Origin of the sequence: Citrobacter sp. Cf088 (assembly GCF_030334295.1) — a bacterium.
GTDB classification, from domain to species: Bacteria; Pseudomonadota; Gammaproteobacteria; order Enterobacterales; family Enterobacteriaceae; genus Citrobacter; species Citrobacter freundii.
The window spans coordinates 1-19,777 of the sequence record NZ_JAOWEE010000033.1 but is presented as its reverse complement, the minus strand read 5'-3'; the positions used below and the strand labels follow the sequence as shown (position 1 = coordinate 19,777).

The 19,777-nt window shown below is 47.5% G+C and carries 21 protein-coding genes; 7 read left to right on the top strand and 14 right to left on the bottom strand.

Annotated elements, in window-relative coordinates:
• The first annotated feature begins 8 nt into the window (after positions 1-8).
• Positions 9-1,229 (top strand): multidrug efflux MFS transporter MdtG, encoded by a 1,221-nt coding sequence (mdtG, locus tag OGV71_RS03370; protein WP_048219120.1) that lies wholly within the window; start codon positions 9-11, stop codon positions 1,227-1,229.
• Between the two features lie 62 nt (positions 1,230-1,291).
• Here the strand turns inward: mdtG and OGV71_RS03365 are convergent, their stop codons facing one another.
• On the bottom strand, positions 1,292-2,623 hold the full coding sequence (locus OGV71_RS03365) for a sensor domain-containing diguanylate cyclase (RefSeq protein ID WP_204583750.1): 1,332 nt from the start codon (positions 2,621-2,623) through the stop codon (positions 1,292-1,294).
• A gap of 692 nt (positions 2,624-3,315) precedes the next feature.
• Here OGV71_RS03365 and OGV71_RS03360 point away from each other — a divergent pair.
• Entirely contained in the window at positions 3,316-3,693 is a 378-nt protein-coding gene (locus OGV71_RS03360; RefSeq protein ID WP_103856734.1) for a MysB family protein, read from the top strand.
• Here OGV71_RS03360 and OGV71_RS03355 read toward each other — a convergent pair whose 3' ends face one another.
• The 3 genes from OGV71_RS03355 to mdoG form a co-directional block, all read right to left on the bottom strand.
• Positions 3,694-3,921: a YceK/YidQ family lipoprotein gene (locus tag OGV71_RS03355; RefSeq protein ID WP_003832117.1), complete on the bottom strand. Its 228-nt coding sequence runs from the start codon at positions 3,919-3,921 to the stop codon at positions 3,694-3,696.
• 76 nt (positions 3,922-3,997) lie between these two features.
• On the bottom strand, positions 3,998-6,526 hold the full coding sequence (gene mdoH, locus OGV71_RS03350; RefSeq protein ID WP_003036122.1) for a glucans biosynthesis glucosyltransferase MdoH: 2,529 nt from the start codon (positions 6,524-6,526) through the stop codon (positions 3,998-4,000).
• On the bottom strand, positions 6,519-8,054 hold the full coding sequence (mdoG, locus tag OGV71_RS03345; protein WP_003836790.1) for a glucans biosynthesis protein MdoG: 1,536 nt from the start codon (positions 8,052-8,054) through the stop codon (positions 6,519-6,521). Before mdoG ends, mdoH begins: the two co-directional genes overlap by 8 nt.
• A gap of 271 nt (positions 8,055-8,325) precedes the next feature.
• On the opposite strand from mdoG, the gene mdoC reads away from it, so the two are divergent.
• Entirely contained in the window at positions 8,326-9,486 is a 1,161-nt protein-coding gene (gene mdoC, locus OGV71_RS03340) for a glucans biosynthesis protein MdoC (protein ID WP_204583752.1), read from the top strand.
• 23 nt (positions 9,487-9,509) lie between these two features.
• Here the strand turns inward: mdoC and OGV71_RS03335 are convergent, their stop codons facing one another.
• From OGV71_RS03335 to csgB, 6 genes are all read right to left on the bottom strand, one after another.
• Entirely contained in the window at positions 9,510-10,997 is a 1,488-nt protein-coding gene (locus OGV71_RS03335) for a phospholipase D family protein (protein ID WP_085952495.1), read from the bottom strand.
• Complete coding sequence (ymdB, locus tag OGV71_RS03330) at positions 10,933-11,475, bottom strand: O-acetyl-ADP-ribose deacetylase (protein ID WP_204583754.1); 543 nt, start codon at positions 11,473-11,475, stop codon at positions 10,933-10,935. The genes OGV71_RS03335 and ymdB overlap by 65 nt, the downstream gene beginning before the upstream one ends.
• Positions 11,476-11,575: 100 nt before the next feature.
• Positions 11,576-11,896, bottom strand: a complete 321-nt coding sequence (locus tag OGV71_RS03325; RefSeq protein ID WP_032936233.1) for a YmdA family protein — start codon at positions 11,894-11,896, stop codon at positions 11,576-11,578.
• A 151-nt stretch (positions 11,897-12,047) separates the two neighbouring features.
• On the bottom strand, positions 12,048-12,380 hold the full coding sequence (csgC, locus tag OGV71_RS03320) for a curli assembly chaperone CsgC (RefSeq protein WP_032948973.1): 333 nt from the start codon (positions 12,378-12,380) through the stop codon (positions 12,048-12,050).
• 61 nt (positions 12,381-12,441) lie between these two features.
• Positions 12,442-12,891, bottom strand: a complete 450-nt coding sequence (gene csgA / locus OGV71_RS03315; RefSeq protein WP_003846828.1) for a curli major subunit CsgA — start codon at positions 12,889-12,891, stop codon at positions 12,442-12,444.
• 40 nt (positions 12,892-12,931) lie between these two features.
• Complete coding sequence (gene csgB / locus OGV71_RS03310) at positions 12,932-13,390, bottom strand: curli minor subunit CsgB (RefSeq protein WP_003036094.1); 459 nt, start codon at positions 13,388-13,390, stop codon at positions 12,932-12,934.
• A 761-nt stretch (positions 13,391-14,151) separates the two neighbouring features.
• Here csgB and csgD point away from each other — a divergent pair.
• From csgD to csgG, 4 genes are read left to right on the top strand one after another with little or no spacing between them, the layout of a single operon-like run.
• The gene (csgD, locus tag OGV71_RS03305) at positions 14,152-14,802 is read left to right on the top strand and encodes a biofilm master transcriptional regulator CsgD (RefSeq protein WP_003036091.1); all 651 of its coding nucleotides are present in this window, start codon (positions 14,152-14,154) and stop codon (positions 14,800-14,802) included.
• A 4-nt stretch (positions 14,803-14,806) separates the two neighbouring features.
• Positions 14,807-15,199, top strand: coding sequence for a curli production assembly/transport protein CsgE (gene csgE / locus OGV71_RS03300; protein WP_003036087.1), 393 nt, complete (start codon positions 14,807-14,809; stop codon positions 15,197-15,199).
• Positions 15,200-15,224: 25 nt separating this feature from the next.
• A complete protein-coding gene (csgF, locus tag OGV71_RS03295) occupies positions 15,225-15,638 on the top strand; it encodes a curli production assembly/transport protein CsgF (protein ID WP_003036084.1) in 414 nt (137 codons plus the stop codon).
• 25 nt (positions 15,639-15,663) lie between these two features.
• Complete coding sequence (gene csgG / locus OGV71_RS03290) at positions 15,664-16,497, top strand: curli production assembly/transport protein CsgG (RefSeq protein WP_003036082.1); 834 nt, start codon at positions 15,664-15,666, stop codon at positions 16,495-16,497.
• 46 nt (positions 16,498-16,543) lie between these two features.
• Here the strand turns inward: csgG and OGV71_RS03285 are convergent, their stop codons facing one another.
• From OGV71_RS03285 to ghrA, 4 genes are all read right to left on the bottom strand, one after another.
• Entirely contained in the window at positions 16,544-17,026 is a 483-nt protein-coding gene (locus OGV71_RS03285) for a DUF1097 domain-containing protein (protein WP_008320293.1), read from the bottom strand.
• 101 nt (positions 17,027-17,127) lie between these two features.
• Positions 17,128-17,682, bottom strand: a complete 555-nt coding sequence (locus OGV71_RS03280) for a TorD/DmsD family molecular chaperone (RefSeq protein ID WP_003836798.1) — start codon at positions 17,680-17,682, stop codon at positions 17,128-17,130.
• A 23-nt stretch (positions 17,683-17,705) separates the two neighbouring features.
• A complete protein-coding gene (locus OGV71_RS03275; RefSeq protein ID WP_003836800.1) occupies positions 17,706-18,443 on the bottom strand; it encodes a phosphatase in 738 nt (245 codons plus the stop codon).
• 86 nt (positions 18,444-18,529) lie between these two features.
• On the bottom strand, positions 18,530-19,468 hold the full coding sequence (gene ghrA / locus OGV71_RS03270; RefSeq protein ID WP_204583756.1) for a glyoxylate/hydroxypyruvate reductase GhrA: 939 nt from the start codon (positions 19,466-19,468) through the stop codon (positions 18,530-18,532).
• Positions 19,469-19,777: the final 309 nt, after the last annotated feature.

The following is a 19,777-nucleotide window of genomic DNA, read 5'->3' as shown; positions in this document are numbered from 1 at the left end:
GGAACGCTATGTCACCCTCAGATGCTCCCATAAACTGGAAACGCAACCTCACTGTTGCCTGGTTAGGCTGTTTTTTAACCGGCGCAGCATTTAGCCTGGTCATGCCCTTTTTGCCGCTTTATGTCGAAAGTCTCGGCGTCACGGGACATAGCGCACTGAATATGTGGTCAGGCCTGGTCTTCAGCATCACCTTTCTTTTTTCCGCTATCGCCTCTCCTTTCTGGGGCGGCCTTGCCGATCGCAAGGGGCGAAAAATCATGCTGCTACGCTCTGCGTTGGGTATGGCTGTTGTGATGCTGCTGATGGGACTGGCGCAAAATATCTGGCAGTTCTTGATCCTGCGCGCCTTGTTGGGGCTGCTTGGTGGATTCATCCCCAATGCGAATGCACTGATCGCCACCCAGGTTCCACGCAATAAAAGCGGCTGGGCACTGGGAACGCTTTCCACCGGTGGCGTTAGTGGCGCACTGCTCGGGCCGCTAGCGGGCGGCCTCCTCGCGGATCAGTACGGACTGCGTCCCGTATTTTTCATCACCGCCAGCGTGCTGTTGGTCTGCTTCATCCTGACGCTATTTTTTATCCGCGAGCGTTTCCATCCGGTGAGCAAGAAGGAAATGCTGCACATTCGTGAAGTCGTGGCCTCTTTAAGGAACCCCAAACTGGTGCTGAGCCTGTTTGTCACCACTTTGATCATTCAGGTAGCCACCGGTTCTATCGCGCCAATACTGACACTGTACGTTCGAGAGTTGGCTGGCAACGTCAGCAATATTGCGTTTATCAGTGGGATGATAGCCTCTGTCCCCGGCGTTGCGGCATTAATCAGCGCCCCTAAACTTGGCAAATTAGGCGATCGGATTGGCCCGGAGAAGATCCTGATCGTCGCGCTGATCGTTTCCGTGTTACTGCTAATTCCAATGTCATTTGTCCAGACGCCCTGGCAGCTTGGTATTCTGCGCTTTTTATTGGGGGCGGCCGACGGCGCTCTGCTCCCGGCGGTACAAACGCTGCTGGTCTATAACTCGACTAATCAAATAGCTGGACGTATTTTCAGTTATAACCAGTCATTTCGCGACATTGGTAACGTAACAGGACCTCTAATGGGGGCAGCGATATCCGCCAACTACGGTTTTCGTGCTGTATTCTGTGTGACCGCAGGAGTCGTACTGTTCAACGCCCTGTACTCGTGGAATAGCCTGCGCCGTCGTCGGAGTACAGAGGTCGTGGGATGATTTATATATTTATATTCTTAGGTTCAGAATAAAAATTATCTCACATGACATATATTTCAGTCTTAATGATAATAGTAACACACCTTATTTCTGCCAGAGTTTTTGGCTTCATACAAAGCGGCATCAGCATATGAAACAACTTTATCCGCTGATTCATCATCAATTTTACTGCAATATACACCGATACTTATCGTCATTTTTTCTTTTAAATCATATGAATTTGGTATTGTCGTACCATTCTCCACATTTCGCCTAATTCGTTCTGCAACAACAATTGCCTCATCTTTATCGTTACACTTAAGAAGGATCGCAAATTCTTCGCCTCCTACTCTGGCAAAAATATCCGTATCTCTGATTGATTTATTGATAATATCGACAATGCTGATTATTACTCTGTCACCTTCCTGATGACCGTAGGTATCGTTAATCCGTTTGAATTTATCAATATCCAGAACCATTACACACACTGCACCTTTTGCTAATGATGATTTTAATGACTTATAGAATAGTTTACGATTATATATTTTAGTCATTGCGTCTTTAATAGCTGAATCCGTTTCTTTTTTTAAGATGATGAAGGTGTTGTACATCAGTATTGAGATTATACACAGGGCACTTATCACCTCAATTCCCCGGCTAACATACCAAATATACATGCTATATTCATCCAGGCTCAGAAGTAGTACATTGGTCAATATTGCTGAGCAACACAGTAGCCCTATACTTTTCCACAAGATGTTGTGCGTTCTGGTTTTTATGATTAAATACAACAGGACCAGCCCCCAGGATATAATAAGCGAATAAATGTACCCAATATGCCAGTGCACCGTGACATTATCAGGCTTCAGGCTTGTTATCTCGAGTGTAAAATTAGGGTTGTAACTGGCCAGAGTGTGCGCCATCACCGCGATAACAAGCATGATTAAAAAAGACAGAACGATATAGCAAGGTTCTCTTTCTTTGGTTTCAATAACTGTCGAGGATATTTTATAAGATTTCAATGAAACAAATAGCAGAGCGATGAAACTAATCTGCCGAAAGTAATAAAATATAGCTATATCGTTAGTTCTTTTTTCGATTGATGCATGATCATTAATCAAGTCCTGAACGATGTAGATAGTCTCGACGAAAAATATGTTATTGCCAAGAAACGCCATGCCTAATATCATGAGGCAGGTGAGATCTTTTCTACAAAGATACTGAAATAACATAAACAGGAAAATTATTCCATATAAAAAGAACAACCCTACAATTATAATCAGATATACTGTTTGCGGGACACTTTGCATCGTTAATTTAAATTGTGTAAGACACAAACCGCCAAGAACATAGCTAGCCAAACAGATTATATAGAAAGCCATTAACCTTCCATTATTTGAATTATAGTTATCCATAACAACCTTAAGGTAATTCTTAATTTTGCATTTTATATAATAAAGCATAAGATTTTGCAAACTATTATACCCGCACAATTTCAATAACATTAATTCATTTCTTATTTAATGGTTTCTTATAGATTTATAACCTTTGTCATTAATAATCTTTTATTATGTATACTATTCCAGTATCACTCGCACCATTCACAACCCCTATACGCAAAAGACACTTTGTCACTTCCAGAGACACCACTAAGTTTAGCCACTTTCATTGATTACCTCTGCAACACTTCCGTATTGGGCATTAATTTTCTCCTTTATTTTGATTGAGTTATGTAATATTAATTCATAAACGTTCGCATTCCCCCTCTAAAACACATAAAAATTGGTGTTTAAAACTGAAGATTTTCTAATATAACGCCAACTTTTATTTATTTGATTTTCATTACTGCATTGCAAACCACATACATTACTCTTTTTTCTTGAATTTTTTTCCTGATATTACGTCGGCTTCAGTATCTGCCTATGTAAATTTTTTCATAAACTATCGAGGTTACTTTCACCTGCTCTCGTTGGCATTGCAGGCAGTAATCATCTGATTGAGTTAGCCATGCAGCTAACGGGTTTGACGCTCTGCGGATCGCCGTCTATAGATTGAATCATCCCCCTTTATTGTTCGCCTTAGGAGAAGAAATATGGCAAAGAATGACATGAATTTTTATGCCACGTTGGAAGAGGCTATTGATGCGGCTCGTGAAGTGTTTCTGGCTGATAACCCTGACCTTGAGTCAGACGACGCCAGCGTTCAACAGCTAAGCATCCAAAAATACGTGCTACAGGATGGCGACATTATGTGGCAGGCGGAATTCTTTGCTGACGAGGATGATGTAGATGGTGAATGTCTACCAATACTGAGCGGAGAAGCGGCTCAGAGCGTTTTTGATGGCGACTATGATGAAATTGAAATTCGCCAGGAGTGGCAGGAAGAAAATACGCTTCACGAATGGGATGAAGGTGAATTCCAGCTGGAACCTCCCCTTGATACCGAAGAGGGGCATACCGCAGCCGATGAATGGGATGAGCGATAATTACTCGTAAGGTCCATGATGTATGTCGAGCGGTAGCAGCAACGTATCAAACACCAGCGAAAAAGGCAGATCGAGGATAGTGACGTAGCGCCATGCGGAGTCCCGAACATCCCATTGCACGCCAGGATAGTATTGATTTCCGTGTCCTTGCCCTGGGATGGTACGACTAATAATGCTGCCGCATCCGCTCAGGAAGAAGATCATTATTCCTACAGCCAATATTCGCACCTGCTACCTCACGTCTCATTCTATTCAATATAAAAAAATACCGGCACCAGGCCGGTATTTTCACGTAACAGAACGCTTATTTTTTCCTGAGCGCCAACGGGTTCAGAGTCAACCCCTGATAGTAGTTCACCCACGAAGAATACTTATCAGGTGAATTCCAGACGCGATAATGTAAACGTGCCATGGTCACCGGATCGCTCAACAATACAAGGCGGCGATCGCGATTCAGTTTCTCCGGCGTTTCGTTCAGCGCCTGTTCCACATGACGATCGCGTGCAATCTCCAGCACGTTGCTGGCGCGGTGGCGTGCAGTCGCCATGGCCGTGGCCAGTGCGTTAAACGACGGGTTAAACACCGCATGCATAAAGCCATCGTCCAGCGTACGTTTACGGTTCATCACCAGATAAGTATCGGTATCCACCAGCACCTGCGGCGGGGAATACTCTTCCGGGATCAGGAACAGCTTCCAGCGCTTGGTACGTAACCCCACCGTGGAACGGCTGGAAATCACTGAAACAAACGGCGACAGGATCAGCGAGAAGACAATCGGTGCCAGCCAGAACAGGAAACGCAGATCCAGCCAGGCCATACCCACAGCCCACACCAGCCCCAACAGTAACTGAGAACCGTGACGCATAAACGCTTCACCCCATGGGGTGGAATCGTCATCGCGCTGCGGCGAATTCCACACCACTTCCCAACCGAGGAAAGCGCTCACGACGAAGACGGTATGGAACAGCATGCGCACCGGTGCCAGCAGCACGGAGAACAGAACCTCCAGCAGCAGCGACAGCGTAACGCGGATAAACCCGCCGTACTCTTTCGTCCCTTTACACCAGATGAGCAAAATACTCAGCAACTTCGGCAGGAACAACAGCACCATCGTTGAAGCAAACAGCGCGATCGCCAGTTCAGGTCGCCATTGCGGCCATACCGGGAATAGCTGACGCGGTTGCAGGAAGTACTGCGGTTCCGTCAACGCATGCACCACCTGCAATGCGGTAGAGAGCGCGAGGAACATAAACCACAGCGGCGCGGACAGATAGGACATCACACCAGTCAGGAACACCGCGCGGTGAACCGGGTGCATCCCCTTAACCAGGAACAGACGGAAGTTCATCAAGTTGCCGTGGCACCAGCGACGGTCACGCTTGAGTTCATCCAGCAGGTTCGGCGGTAGCTCTTCATAAGAGCCCGGTAGATCGTAGGCAATCCACACGCCCCAGCCAGCGCGACGCATCAAGGCCGCTTCCACGAAGTCATGGGAGAGAATCGATCCCGCAAACGAACCTTCGCCCGGTAACGGCGCGAGCGCACAGTGCTCGATAAACGGCTTCACGCGGATAATTGCGTTGTGGCCCCAGTAGTGCGATTCGCCTAACTGCCAGAAGTGAAGCCCGGCGGTAAACAGCGGCCCATAAACACGGGTCGCAAACTGTTGGCAGCGCGCATACAGCGTATCCATACCGGAAGCCTTCGGTGAAGACTGGATAATCCCGGCATTCGGATTCGCTTCCATCAGGCGCACCAGGCCGCTCAGACAGTCACCGCTCATCACTGAGTCCGCATCCAGCACAACCATGTAGCTGTACTGATTTCCCCAGCGACGGCAGAAGTCATCAATGTTGCCGCTTTTACGCTTCACGCGACGACGGCGACGGCGGTAGAAAATCTGTCCTTCGCCCTGCACTTCGGCAATCAGCTCCATCCACGCTTTTTGTTCTGCCACGCAGATATCTGGATTGTAGCTGTCGCTCAGAATGTAAACATCGAAATGCTCAGCGTTGCCCGTTGCTTTGACCGACTCCCACGTGGCGCGAAGTCCCGCGAATACGCGATCAACGTCCTCGTTACAGATAGGCATAATCAACGCCGTACGGTGTTCAGGATTCAACGGTTCATCCCCGACCGTTGAGGCCGAGATACTGTACTTATCCCGTCCAATCAGCAATTGCAGGAAGCCCATCAGCGCGGTCCAGAACCCCGCTGATACCCAACAGAAAAGTACGGCAAACAAAATAAGAATGCCGGTCTGGAGCATGTAGGGCAGCAGTTGCATAAAGGAGACCCACAAATCCTGCCCCATCATGTCTGCAGGATTAATGAATGCCCACCCCTGATAAGGAAGGATCGTCTTCATATACCAGGTTGCAACGACCGTTTGCGCCAGCGTTAAGATCAACAACGTATAGCGGCGGATGGTGCCTACGGTACGCCATTTTTGCTCGCTCTCTTGTTCTTCTTTGGTCAAACGCGAAAGATAACGCGGAGTCACATCGCGCCCACGCAGACGATCCCAAAAACGGCCAACCGGGTTGGTACGCCAGGGATCGGGGAACATAGAGGTACGCGTTGCTTTTGGCATCGCCTGTAGCTGATCGCGCCCCTCATCGTCCTTAACCAACTGCTCTTTAGCCAGAGAATCCGGCCATGCTTGCTCAAGACGAGCTTTTACAGAACCCTGCGGTGAATCATCTTCGCGCGAGTACGTACGATGCTCAGCATCCAGCGCCTGATGAACAGCGCGGATGTCAGTTTTCGGCAGTGCCGCTTTTTCGATATCCGAAAGCGGCATTGCGTCAATATACTCAGTTGTCTTATTCATTGGCAGGTAACTGGTAGCTCCAGGTTTCACTCAGCGTCTGATCGGCATTGACCAGGGCAGCACGCATTTCAGTGGTTTTCTTCACGTCTTTCACTTTCACGCGCAATACCAAACGCCAACCTTTAGTGACCGGGTTGTAGCGCACGGTGTTTTCAACGATTTCACCGTTGTCACCAATACTGGTTTGTGCGGTAACCGGCGTATCCTGCGGCAGCTTTTTCATATCGGTGCCGGAAAAGTCCACCACAAACGCGATGGTACCGTCAGGCTGACGAATGAGATTGGACTGTTTAACATCACCGGTAGAACGACGTGTCTGCTGTACCCAGGCGTTATCAGGCGCATGAAGCTTGTCTTCATCACGCGTGAACGTCAGGGTATATTTAAAGTTCATTTCTTTACCGGCTTCAGGCAGTTGATCCGGAGTCCAGTACGCAACGATGTTATCGTTCGTTTCATCGTTAGTTGGAATTTCAACTAACTCAATCTTACCTTTGCCCCAATCGCCTTTTGGCGTGATCCAGGCGCTCGGGCGCAGATCGTAACGATCGTCGATGTCTTCAAAACGCGAGAACTGACGGCCACGCTGCAACAGACCGAAACCTTGCGGATTTTCCATAGCAAAGCTGCTCACCGCGAGATGTTTCGGGTTATTCAGCGGACGCCAAATCCATTCGCCGTTGCCAGCGTGGATGGACAAACCGTTAGAGTCATGCAGTTCTGGACGATAGTTAGTCGTCGGAGAAGGCTGGTTAGGTCCATACAGGAACATACTGGTTAACGGTGCCACGCCAAGTTTGCCCACTTTGTCGCGCAGATAAACTTTGGACTGAACATCGACTACCGTGTCACGACCAGGAATGATGACAAAGCGATACGCTCCGGTAGCACGCGGAGAATCCAGTAAGGCATAAATGGTTAAACGTTTATCAGTTGGTTTCGGACGCTCGATCCAAAACTCACGAAAGCGGGGAAATTCTTCACCAGAAGGCAGAGCGGTATCAATCGCGAGACCGCGCGCAGAAAGGCCGTAGACCTGGCCTGCACCCAGAACACGGAAATAGCTGGCACCGAGCATGCTGACGATTTCGTCGTTTTTATCTTTGCTGTTGATCGGATACAGCACTTTGAACCCGGCGAAACCGAGATCTTTTACCGTGTCTTTATCATGCTGAACATCGCCGAAATTAAAGTAATCCGGGCTGTATTTGATTCTTTTCACCGCAGTAGCGGTCACTTCGTTGATTTTGACCGGCGTGTCGAAGTACATACCCTGGTGGTAGAACTCGAGCTTAAATGGGGTCTTGAGATTGCTCCAGTAGGCTTTATCGCGATTAAACTGGATCTGCTGATAATCCGCATATTTCATGTCGCGGAAAACGGAGGGCAAGTTACTTTTTGGCGCCTCATAGCCTTTATCGGCTAAGGATTGAGCTTGTTTTGCAACATCATCAATGCTGAATGCCCAGCTTGATGATGTGTACAGCGTTAACATGACTGCTGCACCCAACCAACGCATTTTCATCATTTGTAGTTTATGTTTCATAATTAGTAAGCACTTCCCCCTTTGTGTGCTTATATTGATCCGATCCATTTTAATGGATAATCGGGTATTCCGACAACTGAATCCCTGTATTGTTCGCGCGCTGGCTCATGGTTTAAGCAGGTTCGTCTGCCTGTTTTCACTTTGCGTGCTTATCCTGGAGACAGGTTGTTAGACTTCGTGTAGGGTTGCCCTCGAATGTAACCATTATTCGTCTTAGGGATAAGACGAAAAGTCTGAGAATACATAACTGTCTATGAGCTCTGTATCACCACCACGCGAATATTTTCTTGACTCCATCCGTGCCTGGCTAATGTTGTTAGGGATCCCGTTTCATATTTCATTGATCTACTCCACCCACACATGGCACGTGAACAGCGCAGAACCATCGTGGTGGTTGACCTTGTTCAATGACTTTATCCATGCTTTTCGCATGCAAGTCTTCTTTGTCATTTCGGGTTATTTTTCCTACATGCTATTTCTACGCTATCCGTTAAAGCGCTGGTGGAAAGTGCGTGTAGAACGCGTGGGGATCCCTATGCTGACTGCGATTCCACTGCTTACGCTGCCGCAATTTATCATGCTGCAATACGTGAAAGGGAAAGCAGACAGCTGGCATACCCTCAGCGGCTACGATAAATACAACGCGCTGGCCTGGGAGCTGATTTCCCATCTGTGGTTTTTACTGGTTCTCGTGGTGTTAACGACCCTGAGCATGTGGGTGTTTACCCAGATGAAACACAGATTGACGCAAAGAGACGTCGGCAGCGCGCCTGCGGTGTCAATGACGAAGTTAACGCTGATTTTTGCAGTGCTGGGTTTCGGTTATGCCGCCGTCAGAAGGACGATTTTCATCCTCTACCCTTCGATTCTCAGCGATGGCATGTTTAATTTTATCGTTATGCAAACGTTGTTTTATGTGCCTTTCTTTATGCTCGGTGCGCTGGCGTTTATCAATCCTAATCTGAAAGCGCTGTTTACCACGCCATCGCGCGGCTGCACGCTGGGCGCCGCATGCGCATTTGTCGCATACCTGCTCAATCAACGTTACGGCAACGGCGATGCCTGGATGTATGAAACCGAATATGTTATTACCATGGTCATGGGCCTGTGGATGGTGAACGTCGTCTTTTCACTTGGTCACCGTTTGCTGAATTTCCAGTCAGCCCGCGTAACCTATTTTGTCAACGCATCTCTGTTTATCTATCTGGTGCATCATCCGTTAACGCTGTTTTTTGGCGCTTACATCACACCGCATATCAAGTCGAATTTGCTGGGCTTTCTCTGCGGTCTACTGTTTGTAGTCGGGATTGCGGTAATACTGTACGAAATCCATTTACGGATCCCGGTGCTGAAGTTTCTCTTTTCGGGTAAACCACCCGTCAGGCAGGATAAAAACAAGGCCGTGGCCGGTTAGTTTTCCGTCAATCATTGTGTGGTTCAGAGCAACCACTCAATGGGTAACACGGACGCCAGCTTTACCAGAACCCGCTTCCAGAATCCTGTGGCGGGTTCTTTTTTCAGTACCTGTTCACTGCCAGAAAGTCTGTCGACCCAATTGATTCTTCCCCACCGATCAAGACGTAGTTGCCAGGCCATTTCACGCTGGCTTTGCATAAAACGTTTATGAATCAACTCGGCCAGTACTTCACTCTCAATCACAAACCCCATTTCCGTATTGAGCAGCGTTGAACGGGGATCAAAATTAAGCGAGCCGATAAACACTTTACAACCGTCAATGCTGAAGGTTTTCGCATGCAGGCTGGAGCCTGAATTACCGGTTAATCCCCGGTCATGTACTGCTGAAACGCGATCGCGAGTTGGTTTGAGCTCGTATAACTCCACACCGTAGCGCAAGAGCTTTTTTCGCCAGCGTGCATAGCCTGCGTGAACGACTGCGACATCATTCGCCGCCAGAGAATTAGTTAAAATCGCGATCTTAACGCCTTTTCTCACCAGTCTCAGGAGCTGCGCCACACCGGCGCGAGTTGGTACAAAGTAGGCGGAAATAATATCAATACGCTCGGTGGGAGATCCCATCACGTCAAACAAACGCTGCGGTAATAGTGAGTGGCGCGGCGCTTTCCCCTCTCCTTTTGCGGGATCATCACTCAGCAAGCGCGTTCTCGCCCAAATCAGCGGTAGCGACCTCTGATCGAGGTGGGTCATAAACTGGCTGGTTTCCAGCTTATGTAGATAGCGACGCGTGATGTCATCGTTATACCAGGATTCTGGAAGTTCGATTTTTTGCGTTGAAGCTGGCTCAGCCACCTCAAGTACATTTTGCAATGTTGAAACCGAGCGGCAGTGCCAGTAACGCTCAAAGTCGTCAGCAACATCCTGGACCACCGGCCCGATAGCCATAACATCCAGATCGGAAAACAGCGGTTGTTCGCCTGTGCCAAAATAGGCATCGCCGATATTTCGCCCGCCCACGAGAGTTACGACGCCGTCAGCGGTATAACTTTTATTGTGCATACGTCGATTCAACCGGGCAAAATCGGTTAAATAGCCTAGTGCACGCAGGATACGAAAGGAAAAGGGATTAAACAGACGGATTTCTATATTAGGGTGATTGTCCAGCAAACGCAGCGTGTCATCCAGACCTGGCGTGTTGTTATCATCCAGCAACAAACGCACCCGGACGCCCCGCTTCGCCGCGGCCAGCAAAACGGAAAATAGTAATAGCCCGGACATGTCGCTTTCCCAGATGTAATACTGAACATCCAGGGTACGTTCCGCCATTTCCGTCAACCGATAGCGAGCAGCAAATGCATCCAGGCTGTCATCCAACGTCAGAATGCCGCATTCTCCCGGGTGGTTTTCACAAAGTGGCGTGATGGCACGCTCAAGTCGCGTCATATCAGTCCGTGCGTTCATCGCCTTGCTGGGTAAGTAATCTCTTGTATAGCCGAGCGTTTTCTTCATCAAAGCACACGAAGTATATTTGATCGGGAAGCGCACGTCGGGTGATAAATTTCAACACCGTTTTAACCGCGATCTCTGCCGCTGCAGCGCGGGGATAACCATAAGCCCCGGTGCTAATCGCCGGAAAAGCAATGGACTGATAGCCATTGGCTAAGGCCAGTTGCAAGCTATTAAAGTAAGCCTCTTCGAGGCGTTCAGCTTCATGATGATCGCCACCCTGCCATACGGGCCCCACGCTGTGGATCACCGCCCTGGCGGGCAAGTTTCCCGCCAGGGTGATAACCGCATGACCGGTTGGGCATTCGCCCTGTTGCTGGATAACCTGTTTGCAGGCCGCCAGCAACGCAGGCCCTGCAGCGCGATGAATCGCTCCATCGACGCCACCTCCGCCCAATAGCGATGGATTCGCCGCGTTGACAATCACATCAACAGCGATCGTCGTAATATCGCCATGTAACACATGAACACGTGATTGCATAAGTTTCCCCTGACCAAACACTATTTGTTAAGTGTACAGCAGGGTTTTCCCGGAAATCTCACTTTTTAACCAAACGTGTGCATATGTACGCCGGAATGATTCATTTATATTCAATGTTAAGAATTGCCATGTTTTTCTGTTCATTGAGATAGTGCATTTTGACTGTGGCAATTTGCTGCACATTTTGAGGGGCAGTCGCGACCTGTTGCTGACTGTAGAGACTATTACGGGTGGTGCCGTCGCGCATACATGACAATTCAATTTGCTGCTGCCGAGCGTTAACATCGCAAGGTGATTCAACTATTGCACCGCGAAAATGAATAACCCCGCCGGTTGAGATTTGTTGCGCCATTGCGGGGAGGGTAAAAAGAGAAATGCTGCACAAGCTGATACTTAAAAAACGCTTTAATAATGTACACATAAGGGTTCCTCAATGATTAGCCATCCTTGAGGGATCGAAATGATCCTTCGCCGCTGTGATTAACGATCAAATTAAAACGTTCAAACGTCTCTATATTCATAGAACAGCAGTGCATTCCCAGCCACACCCTTAATGCAAATACATCAAAAAATCACGGGTGACCGTTTGAATCTGGCCATTGCTGAGACAGATGCAGAGACTGCCCATCCGAAACGGTAACGATAATTTTGACCGAATCCTCAGGTGAAATATTAAAACTCAGTTTAGTTAATTCAATCGGCCGATTAGCGGGGACCGAAAGGCTTGTTTTCTGCTGCGATTGGCTTTGTCCCCCGGACCCTTTACGTATGGCAAGGACTTGTACCTCACATACGCACGGTTGAGTTAACGTCACCTGAGGAATAATGGTGTACATATCACCTTGCTGAGTTGTATTGAATGTTATTTGATTTGCCAGCGCGGCAATGAGTAATAGCGTATGCATAATATTCTCCCGAAAAAAAAACAGGGCTCACGCCCTGTTTATTATCAGTCAGAAAACTGAATTAGTGTTGGTTAGCTGTAGCGTTGTTACCAAAGCCAACCTGCTGAATCAGCACATTGGAGTCAGAGGCTGTCTGATTAACCAACGCACCGTTACGGCCACCGAACTGGGTCACGCTAATATCAGCATTTTTTGCATTCCACTGATCGATAGTGGCACTGTTCTGGAAGCCGGTCTGTTTCAGGCTAATGGTACTGTCATCAGCACCCTGACCAACAACAGCTCCGTTGCCACGCCCGTGTTGTGTGATGGTGACATCTGATTTACGCGCATCACTTTGCAGAGCACTTGCAGAGTTGTTTGACCCATATTGGTAGATACTCAGTGAAGAGTCTGGGCCATAATTACTGCCACCACCATGATGATTGCCGCCCCATTGCGGAACAACACCAGCCAGAGCACTGCCAGAAACTACGATTGCTGCGAATGCTGCCACTTTTAAAAGTTTCATGGTAAACCCCCATCGGATTGATTTAAACGTCGTTAATGGATTAGCGTTGAGTCACGCGAATTGCCATTTGCGACTGTCTCTGCACCACAACTGCTGTTTTTTGTGTACCGTACTGGGTAATATTGGCTTTATTACCAGAGCCTTTCTGGATAATTACCGCCGTATTACCGTATGAACCTTGTTTAATACTCGCATCATTGGAACTACCCGTTTGATCAATATATGCAAAGTTATATGATCCCGTCTGGTCTGTTTTCGCTCGATTACCAGAACCTTCTTGCGAAATGACTGACAATAACTTCGAGCCCCCCTGGCGGGTATTTGCACTGTTCGCAGTGCCAACCTGACCAATAATGGCTGCCTGATTAAATGAAGACTTACTTAATTCATTTACCGCAAAGTTATATTCTGAATTAGCTAAATCATAACTTGTAGTCGCGGCTGCAATCCCAGGCACACCCAGCATTGTAAACATCATAAATAACAACTTGTTTTTCATGTTGTCACCCTGGACCTGGTCGTACATGAAGTTAAATTAATTACCACTCAAATTGTTGTTAACATGACTTACATTTGTTAATGCCACGTTACGATGAAGAGTATGTCTGCGGAAACATTTTAAATAACTCACCCGCCAGTTGTATTTTTATATTCAGATTCACCCCAAAGTACTAATTAACAGCGAACAATACCGTTACAGCTCTGGATTTCATTTCTTTTTTAACCCGGTGAATGAATTTCTATGCAGTAACAAAAAAAACGCGTTTTCCGCGTTTTCTGGGCCTCGTAGCGAGGTACTTCGATAGTTAGCAGTACAAGTCGTGACAAGCGTCATTTTTTTCTATCTAAAATTGTCCAACTTAAAGTAAGACGAAAAGATCGGAATTTATTAGAAATCAAAAACCATCTAAGCATAAATTTAATCCTTTAAAATCAATACTATATTATAATTTGTATGATTTTTTAAATCTATGCAGTATCGCCAAAATGTACAACTTTACTATCAAATCTAAACTTCTAAAAAACCCAAAAATCACATTTTAATATATAAATTTACATTATGTAACATGTTTAACACTTGCTTTAAGATTTGTAATAGCTAGATTGAAATCAGTTGAAGTCCATTTGTTTTAATATTTTCACCCCGTTGGGTCGATATTTTATTTCTACACAGCAGTGCAACATCTGTCAGTACTTCTGGTGCCTCTATTTTAGTAGAGACAGCTGTCAGGTGTGCGACTAAAAAAGTGGAGTTTCATCATGTTTAATGAAGTCCATAGTATTCATGGTCATACATTATTGTTGATCACTAAACCATCCCTGCAGGCAACTGCGTTATTACAGCATTTAAAACAATCGCTGGCGTTAACCGGAAAACTACATAATATTCAACGTTCTCTGGATGATATTTCCTCCAGCTGCATTGTTCTACTGGACATGATGGAGGCAGACAAAAAACTGATCCATTACTGGCAAGATAATTTGAGCAGAAAAAACAACAATATAAAGACGTTATTGTTGAATACCCCAGATGATTATCCTTATCGGGATATTGAAAACTGGCCGCATATCAATGGCGTATTCTACGCAACGGAAGATGAGCAGCGTGTCGTCAGCGGATTGCAAGGTGTGTTGCGTGGCGAATGCTACTTTTCACAAAAACTTGCCAGCTACCTGATCACGCATTCCGGGAACTACCGCTATAACAGCACGGAGTCGGCATTACTTACGCACCGTGAAAAAGAAATCCTTAATAAACTGCGTATTGGCGCCTCAAATATTGAAATCGCGCGTTCACTATTTATTAGTGAAAATACGGTTAAAACACATCTTTATAATCTTTTCAAAAAGATAGCTGTCAAAAATCGTACGCAGGCGGTCTCGTGGGCCAATGATAACCTCAGGCGATAAAGCCATGAAAAGCTATTTGTCCTGGATTGTGGCAGCAAATTTGTTCCTTGCTGCCGGGAATCTACACGCTGCTGTAGAGGTGGAGGTTCCCGGACTGTTGACTGACCACACTGTCTCTTCTATTGGCCATGATTTTTATCGTGCCTTTAGTGACAAGTGGGAAAGTAAGTACACAGGAAACTTAACCATTAATGAAAGGCCCAGTGCACGTTGGGGAAGTTGGATCACCATAACTGTCAATCAGGACGTTATCTTCCAGACTTTTTTATTCCCGACGAAAAGAGACTTCGACAAAATTGTGGTCTTCGCATTGGCAGAAACTGAGGAAGCATTAAATCGTCGGCAAATAGATCAAACGCTATTAAGTACGAGCGATTTAGCGCGCGATGAATTCTAAAACATGATTTTGTCCGGAGGCTTTCATGCGTGTCAAACATGCAGTGGTTTTGCTCATGCTGATTTCACCATTAAGTTGGGCCGGAAATATGACGTTCCAGTTCCGCAACCCTAACTTTGGTGGCAACCCAAATAACGGCTCTTTTTTACTGAACAGCGCTCAGGCGCAAAACTCGTATAAGGATCCGAGTGCTGGCGATTACGGGATTGAAACCCCATCAGCACTGGATAACTTTACCCAGGCAATACAGTCGCAAATACTCGGTGGCTTGCTCACCAATATCAATACCGGTAAACCGGGGAGGATGGTAACCAGCGATTTTATCGTTGATATCGCCAACCGGGATGGGCAACTGCAACTGAATGTCACGGACAGGAAAACGGGGAGAACGTCGACTATTGAAGTGTCGGGTTTACAAAATCAGTCGACCGATTTCTAAATTATAGCCACGAAAGGAAAAAATCATGCAGCGCTTACTTATCATGGTGGCAGTAATTTTACTCAGCGGATGTTTAACAGCTCCGCCTCAAGAAGCCGCTAAGCCGACATTAATGCCCCGGGCCCAAAGCTATAAAGATTTGACGCATCTGCCTATGCCTACAGGTAAGATCTTTGTGTCGGTATACAACATTCAGGATGAGACTGGCCAATTTAAACCTTACCCGGCAAGTAACTTCTCTACCGCCGTCCCGCAAAGCGCCACGGCTATGCTTGTCACCGCATTGAAAGATTCTCGTTGGTTCGTCCCTCTGGAACGTCAGGGGCTACAGAACTTGCTGAACGAACGTAAAATCATTCGTGCGGCTCAGGAAAACGGTACGGTTGCGATTAATAACCGGATCCCGCTACAGTCCCTGACCGCGGCAAACGTCATGGTGGAAGGGTCAATTATCGGTTATGAAAGCAACGTTAAATCGGGTGGTGTCGGTGCGCGTTATTTCGGTATTGGCGCCGATACGCAATACCAGCTCGACCAGATAGCGGTAAACCTGCGCGTAGTTAACGTCAGCACCGGTGAGATCCTGTCGTCAGTGAACACCAGTAAAACCATTTTGTCTTATGAAGTACAGGCTGGAGTGTTCCGCTTTATTGACTACCAGCGTCTGTTGGAAGGTGAAATTGGCTACACCTCTAACGAACCGGTTATGCTTTGTCTGATGTCAGCGATTGAAACAGGCGTTATCTTCTTAATTAATGACGGCATCGATCGCGGATTGTGGGATTTGCAGGATAAGAAACAAGTTGATAATGACATTCTGGTTAAATACCGCCATATGTCGGTACCGCCAGAATCCTGATGGATCTTTACTGCATAAAAAGCGTGAGGAAAACCCTCACGCTTTTTTATTTACTGGTCAGCGTCGGCGATATTCGATTTTCACGGCGAGATGCCAGCCACAGACCACTGTTTTTCATCGCATAGCCGAATACCAGGCCCAGTACCAGTGACGGTACAACCAGTCGCCAGTCGCCCTGCCCTGCAAATGTTGCACATGCGCCAATAAACGTGCCCGGTACAAATGAAAGCAACCATTGCTTTGCCTGGATACACATCAGAAACGCGACAATTCCCGTCATGACATAACCAATAATGTCCATATGCGGGGCAAGCGCGCTACCGTTAATAATCACCAACGCCCACACCACACCGCTTAGCAGCGTACACGCCGAGATCCACAGTCCTTTTAGCCCACCTTGCGGGCAGGCGAAATAGGCCGTGCAACCCAGAAAGCCAGCCCAACTGAGTAAGCCAAGAGAAACGGCCACCCATCCCCAGATCCCAGAGAGAATGCCCGTTGTGATTGCAATTGAGAGAAGTATGTTCATGCCGCGTATCTTAGCAGAAAAACGACATAGGAATGAGATCGTGCACACAATTTATGCAAGCATGTAATTTGCGTTGCAGTTTAAAGTGATTTAAATCACATTTACTCGTCAGTATCTTCCTGCAATTCGTCCCACATTGCACTAATAGCATCACGTGTTAGCGGCGCCATGGTACGCCAGAACGGCGTGTTTGCGTGCGCCTCAACTTTGCCAAGGAACGTACCACACCAGGGCAGCAGGTAGTCTACAAACAAGGTTTCAAGCGCCTCACTTTCATCTTCCGCAGACTGGTCTTCAAGCCATGAAGCCGCCAGCAACAGCGTACCAATGTGATCTGCCGGCGTATCTGCCAGCGGCATGCCGCGGGCAGAAAGAAATGCACGAACATCCGATTCTTTCGCCCCTTCTACCCAGGCGCTACGATAAGGCGGCACAGCACACTCTTCACCGACAAACAGCGCGTTGTAATCTGCAGCCAATTGGGGCATATCGCAGCTCTTCTGCAGACGAGTGAGCAGTTCGTCCTGTTCCAGCGGCCAGTTGGCGGACAGTTTACCTTCACTAATTAAGGTAAACAGGGGAACCAGTAAAGGGTCCTGCGGTTGGCGATAAAACAGCGAGCCCAGTACACGACACAGGATAGAAAACTCGTTCATTGATATATTCCAGTTAGTAACAATTACAGTTCAGCAAATTCCGCGATCGGCTCCATGCCTCGCGATTCCAGAAACGCCAACAGGCGTTTAGGTGTGACGTTTAAAATTCTGTCTTCAGGGAAATTAACATCATCCAGGATTTTACGGCATTCGCCAAATTCTCCCAGCGTGAAAGCAGTATGTGAATCCGACCCTAACGCCACCCAGCCGCCAGCATCGCGCACAGCCGCAGCAACCGCACGACAATTATCCTCACTGCCCTTACGCGAATGCAAAAACGAAGAGTTATTGATTTCCAGTGCAACCTGGTACTTTGCCGCCGCTTGGGCAATTGCAGTAATATCAACCGGATACTTGGGATTTCCCGGATGGCTAATGATGTGCACATTACCGCTGGCCATCGTGGCTATCATTGCCTGGGTATTGGTTTCTTTATCGTGAGGTGCAAAAACTGGCTCATGGAAGCCCGCAATAATGAGGTCCAGAGAGGTAAACATCGGACCTGAACAGTCAATTTCGCCTTCAATATTCTTAATATTCGCCTCAATGCCGCGCAGGATCCCTACGCCATCTACAACACGTGGCCAAATACGCATATTGATAAAGTGCCAGTGGTGAGGCGCGTCCGCCATGTCCGGTCCATGATCGGTAATAGCAAACAGCTTGATGCCTTTGCGACGGGCTTCAGCGATGTAATCACTTAAGGTGCTGTAGGCGTGGGTGCTGGCGACGGTATGCATATGCAGGTCAACGGGATACATAACTCTCTCCTGTAGTCATTTTTCGTCAAGGATAGCAGGTATCGCCGCTATTTATTAGCTGAAACCCGGCATCCGCCGGGTTAGCATTAGTATCCCCGAACGCGATCGACCTGACCCGTAACGGATTTCCCGCTCTCAAGATCCAAAATCGTGCGGGAGATATAGTTCACCGCCTCCGCCGGGCGCGTTACCGCGGCAATATGCGGCGTCATTGCCACACGCGGATGTTTCCACAGAGGACTGGTTTCCGGCAGCGGTTCACGGCTATAGACATCCAGCATGGCACCTTTCACCTTGCCGCTGTCCAGCGATGCCAGAAGATCGTCTTCATTGAGATGAACGCCACGCGCCAGGTTCAGTACGTAGGCGCCATCCAGCAATTGGCTAAGTAAATCAGCGTTAATAATACCTATGGTTTCTGCCGTATTAGGCAGGAGGTTGATAAGCACACGAGTTTGGCTCAAAAACGCGCCCAGTTCCTCAGTACCGGCGAAGCTTTCCACGCCAGACCAGGATTTACGCGAACGGCTCCAGCAGCGCAGTGGGAATCCCCATGCTTGCAGGCTTTCGGCAACTTTTGCGCCCAATACACCTGCCCCCATGATCCCGACGGTAAAATCCTCACGAGTATATTCCTGCAACGGTTGCCATTTCGCCTGATTTTTCAATGCCTGATAATCATCAAAGCGACGAAACCAGTGCAGCACCTGACTAACCGCATATTCCTGCATTTGCAGGCCCATACCCGTATCTTCCAGACGGAAAAGCGGGATCGACGCATCCAACATTTCCGGATGAGCATTGAGTTTACTGAGAATAGAATCGACGCCCGCGCCTAGCGCAAATACGGCTTTTAATTTTCGTCCTGCGAGCATTTCAACCGGCGGATGCCAGACCAGCGCATAGTCAGCATGTGCATTATCACCCGCTTTCCACTCACGTACGTTTGCACCAGGTATTGCCTTTGCCAACGCATTAATCCACCAGGTCGTATCGAATGTTGGGTGATAGAAAATTATATCCACATTGTCTCCTGAACATTGTTGTGCGGAACTTTCTCGCACTTATTATCATCATTTTCCGAGGGAACATCAGAGTAGCAAATTTTAGGATGCTGGCAAAAAAAACAATTCCCGCTTATTTATGCTCCATGTTGCTTGAAGTTTGTGTAAATGCACATTTTTTTCAAAAAGTTGATTGACGACGGGGCGGTGTTTCCCCTACATTAGCGCCCGTTCCGGTAGCACAGGAACAACAATATGGTGAGGTGTCCGAGTGGCTGAAGGAGCACGCCTGGAAAGTGTGTATACGGCAACGTATCCGGGGTTCGAATC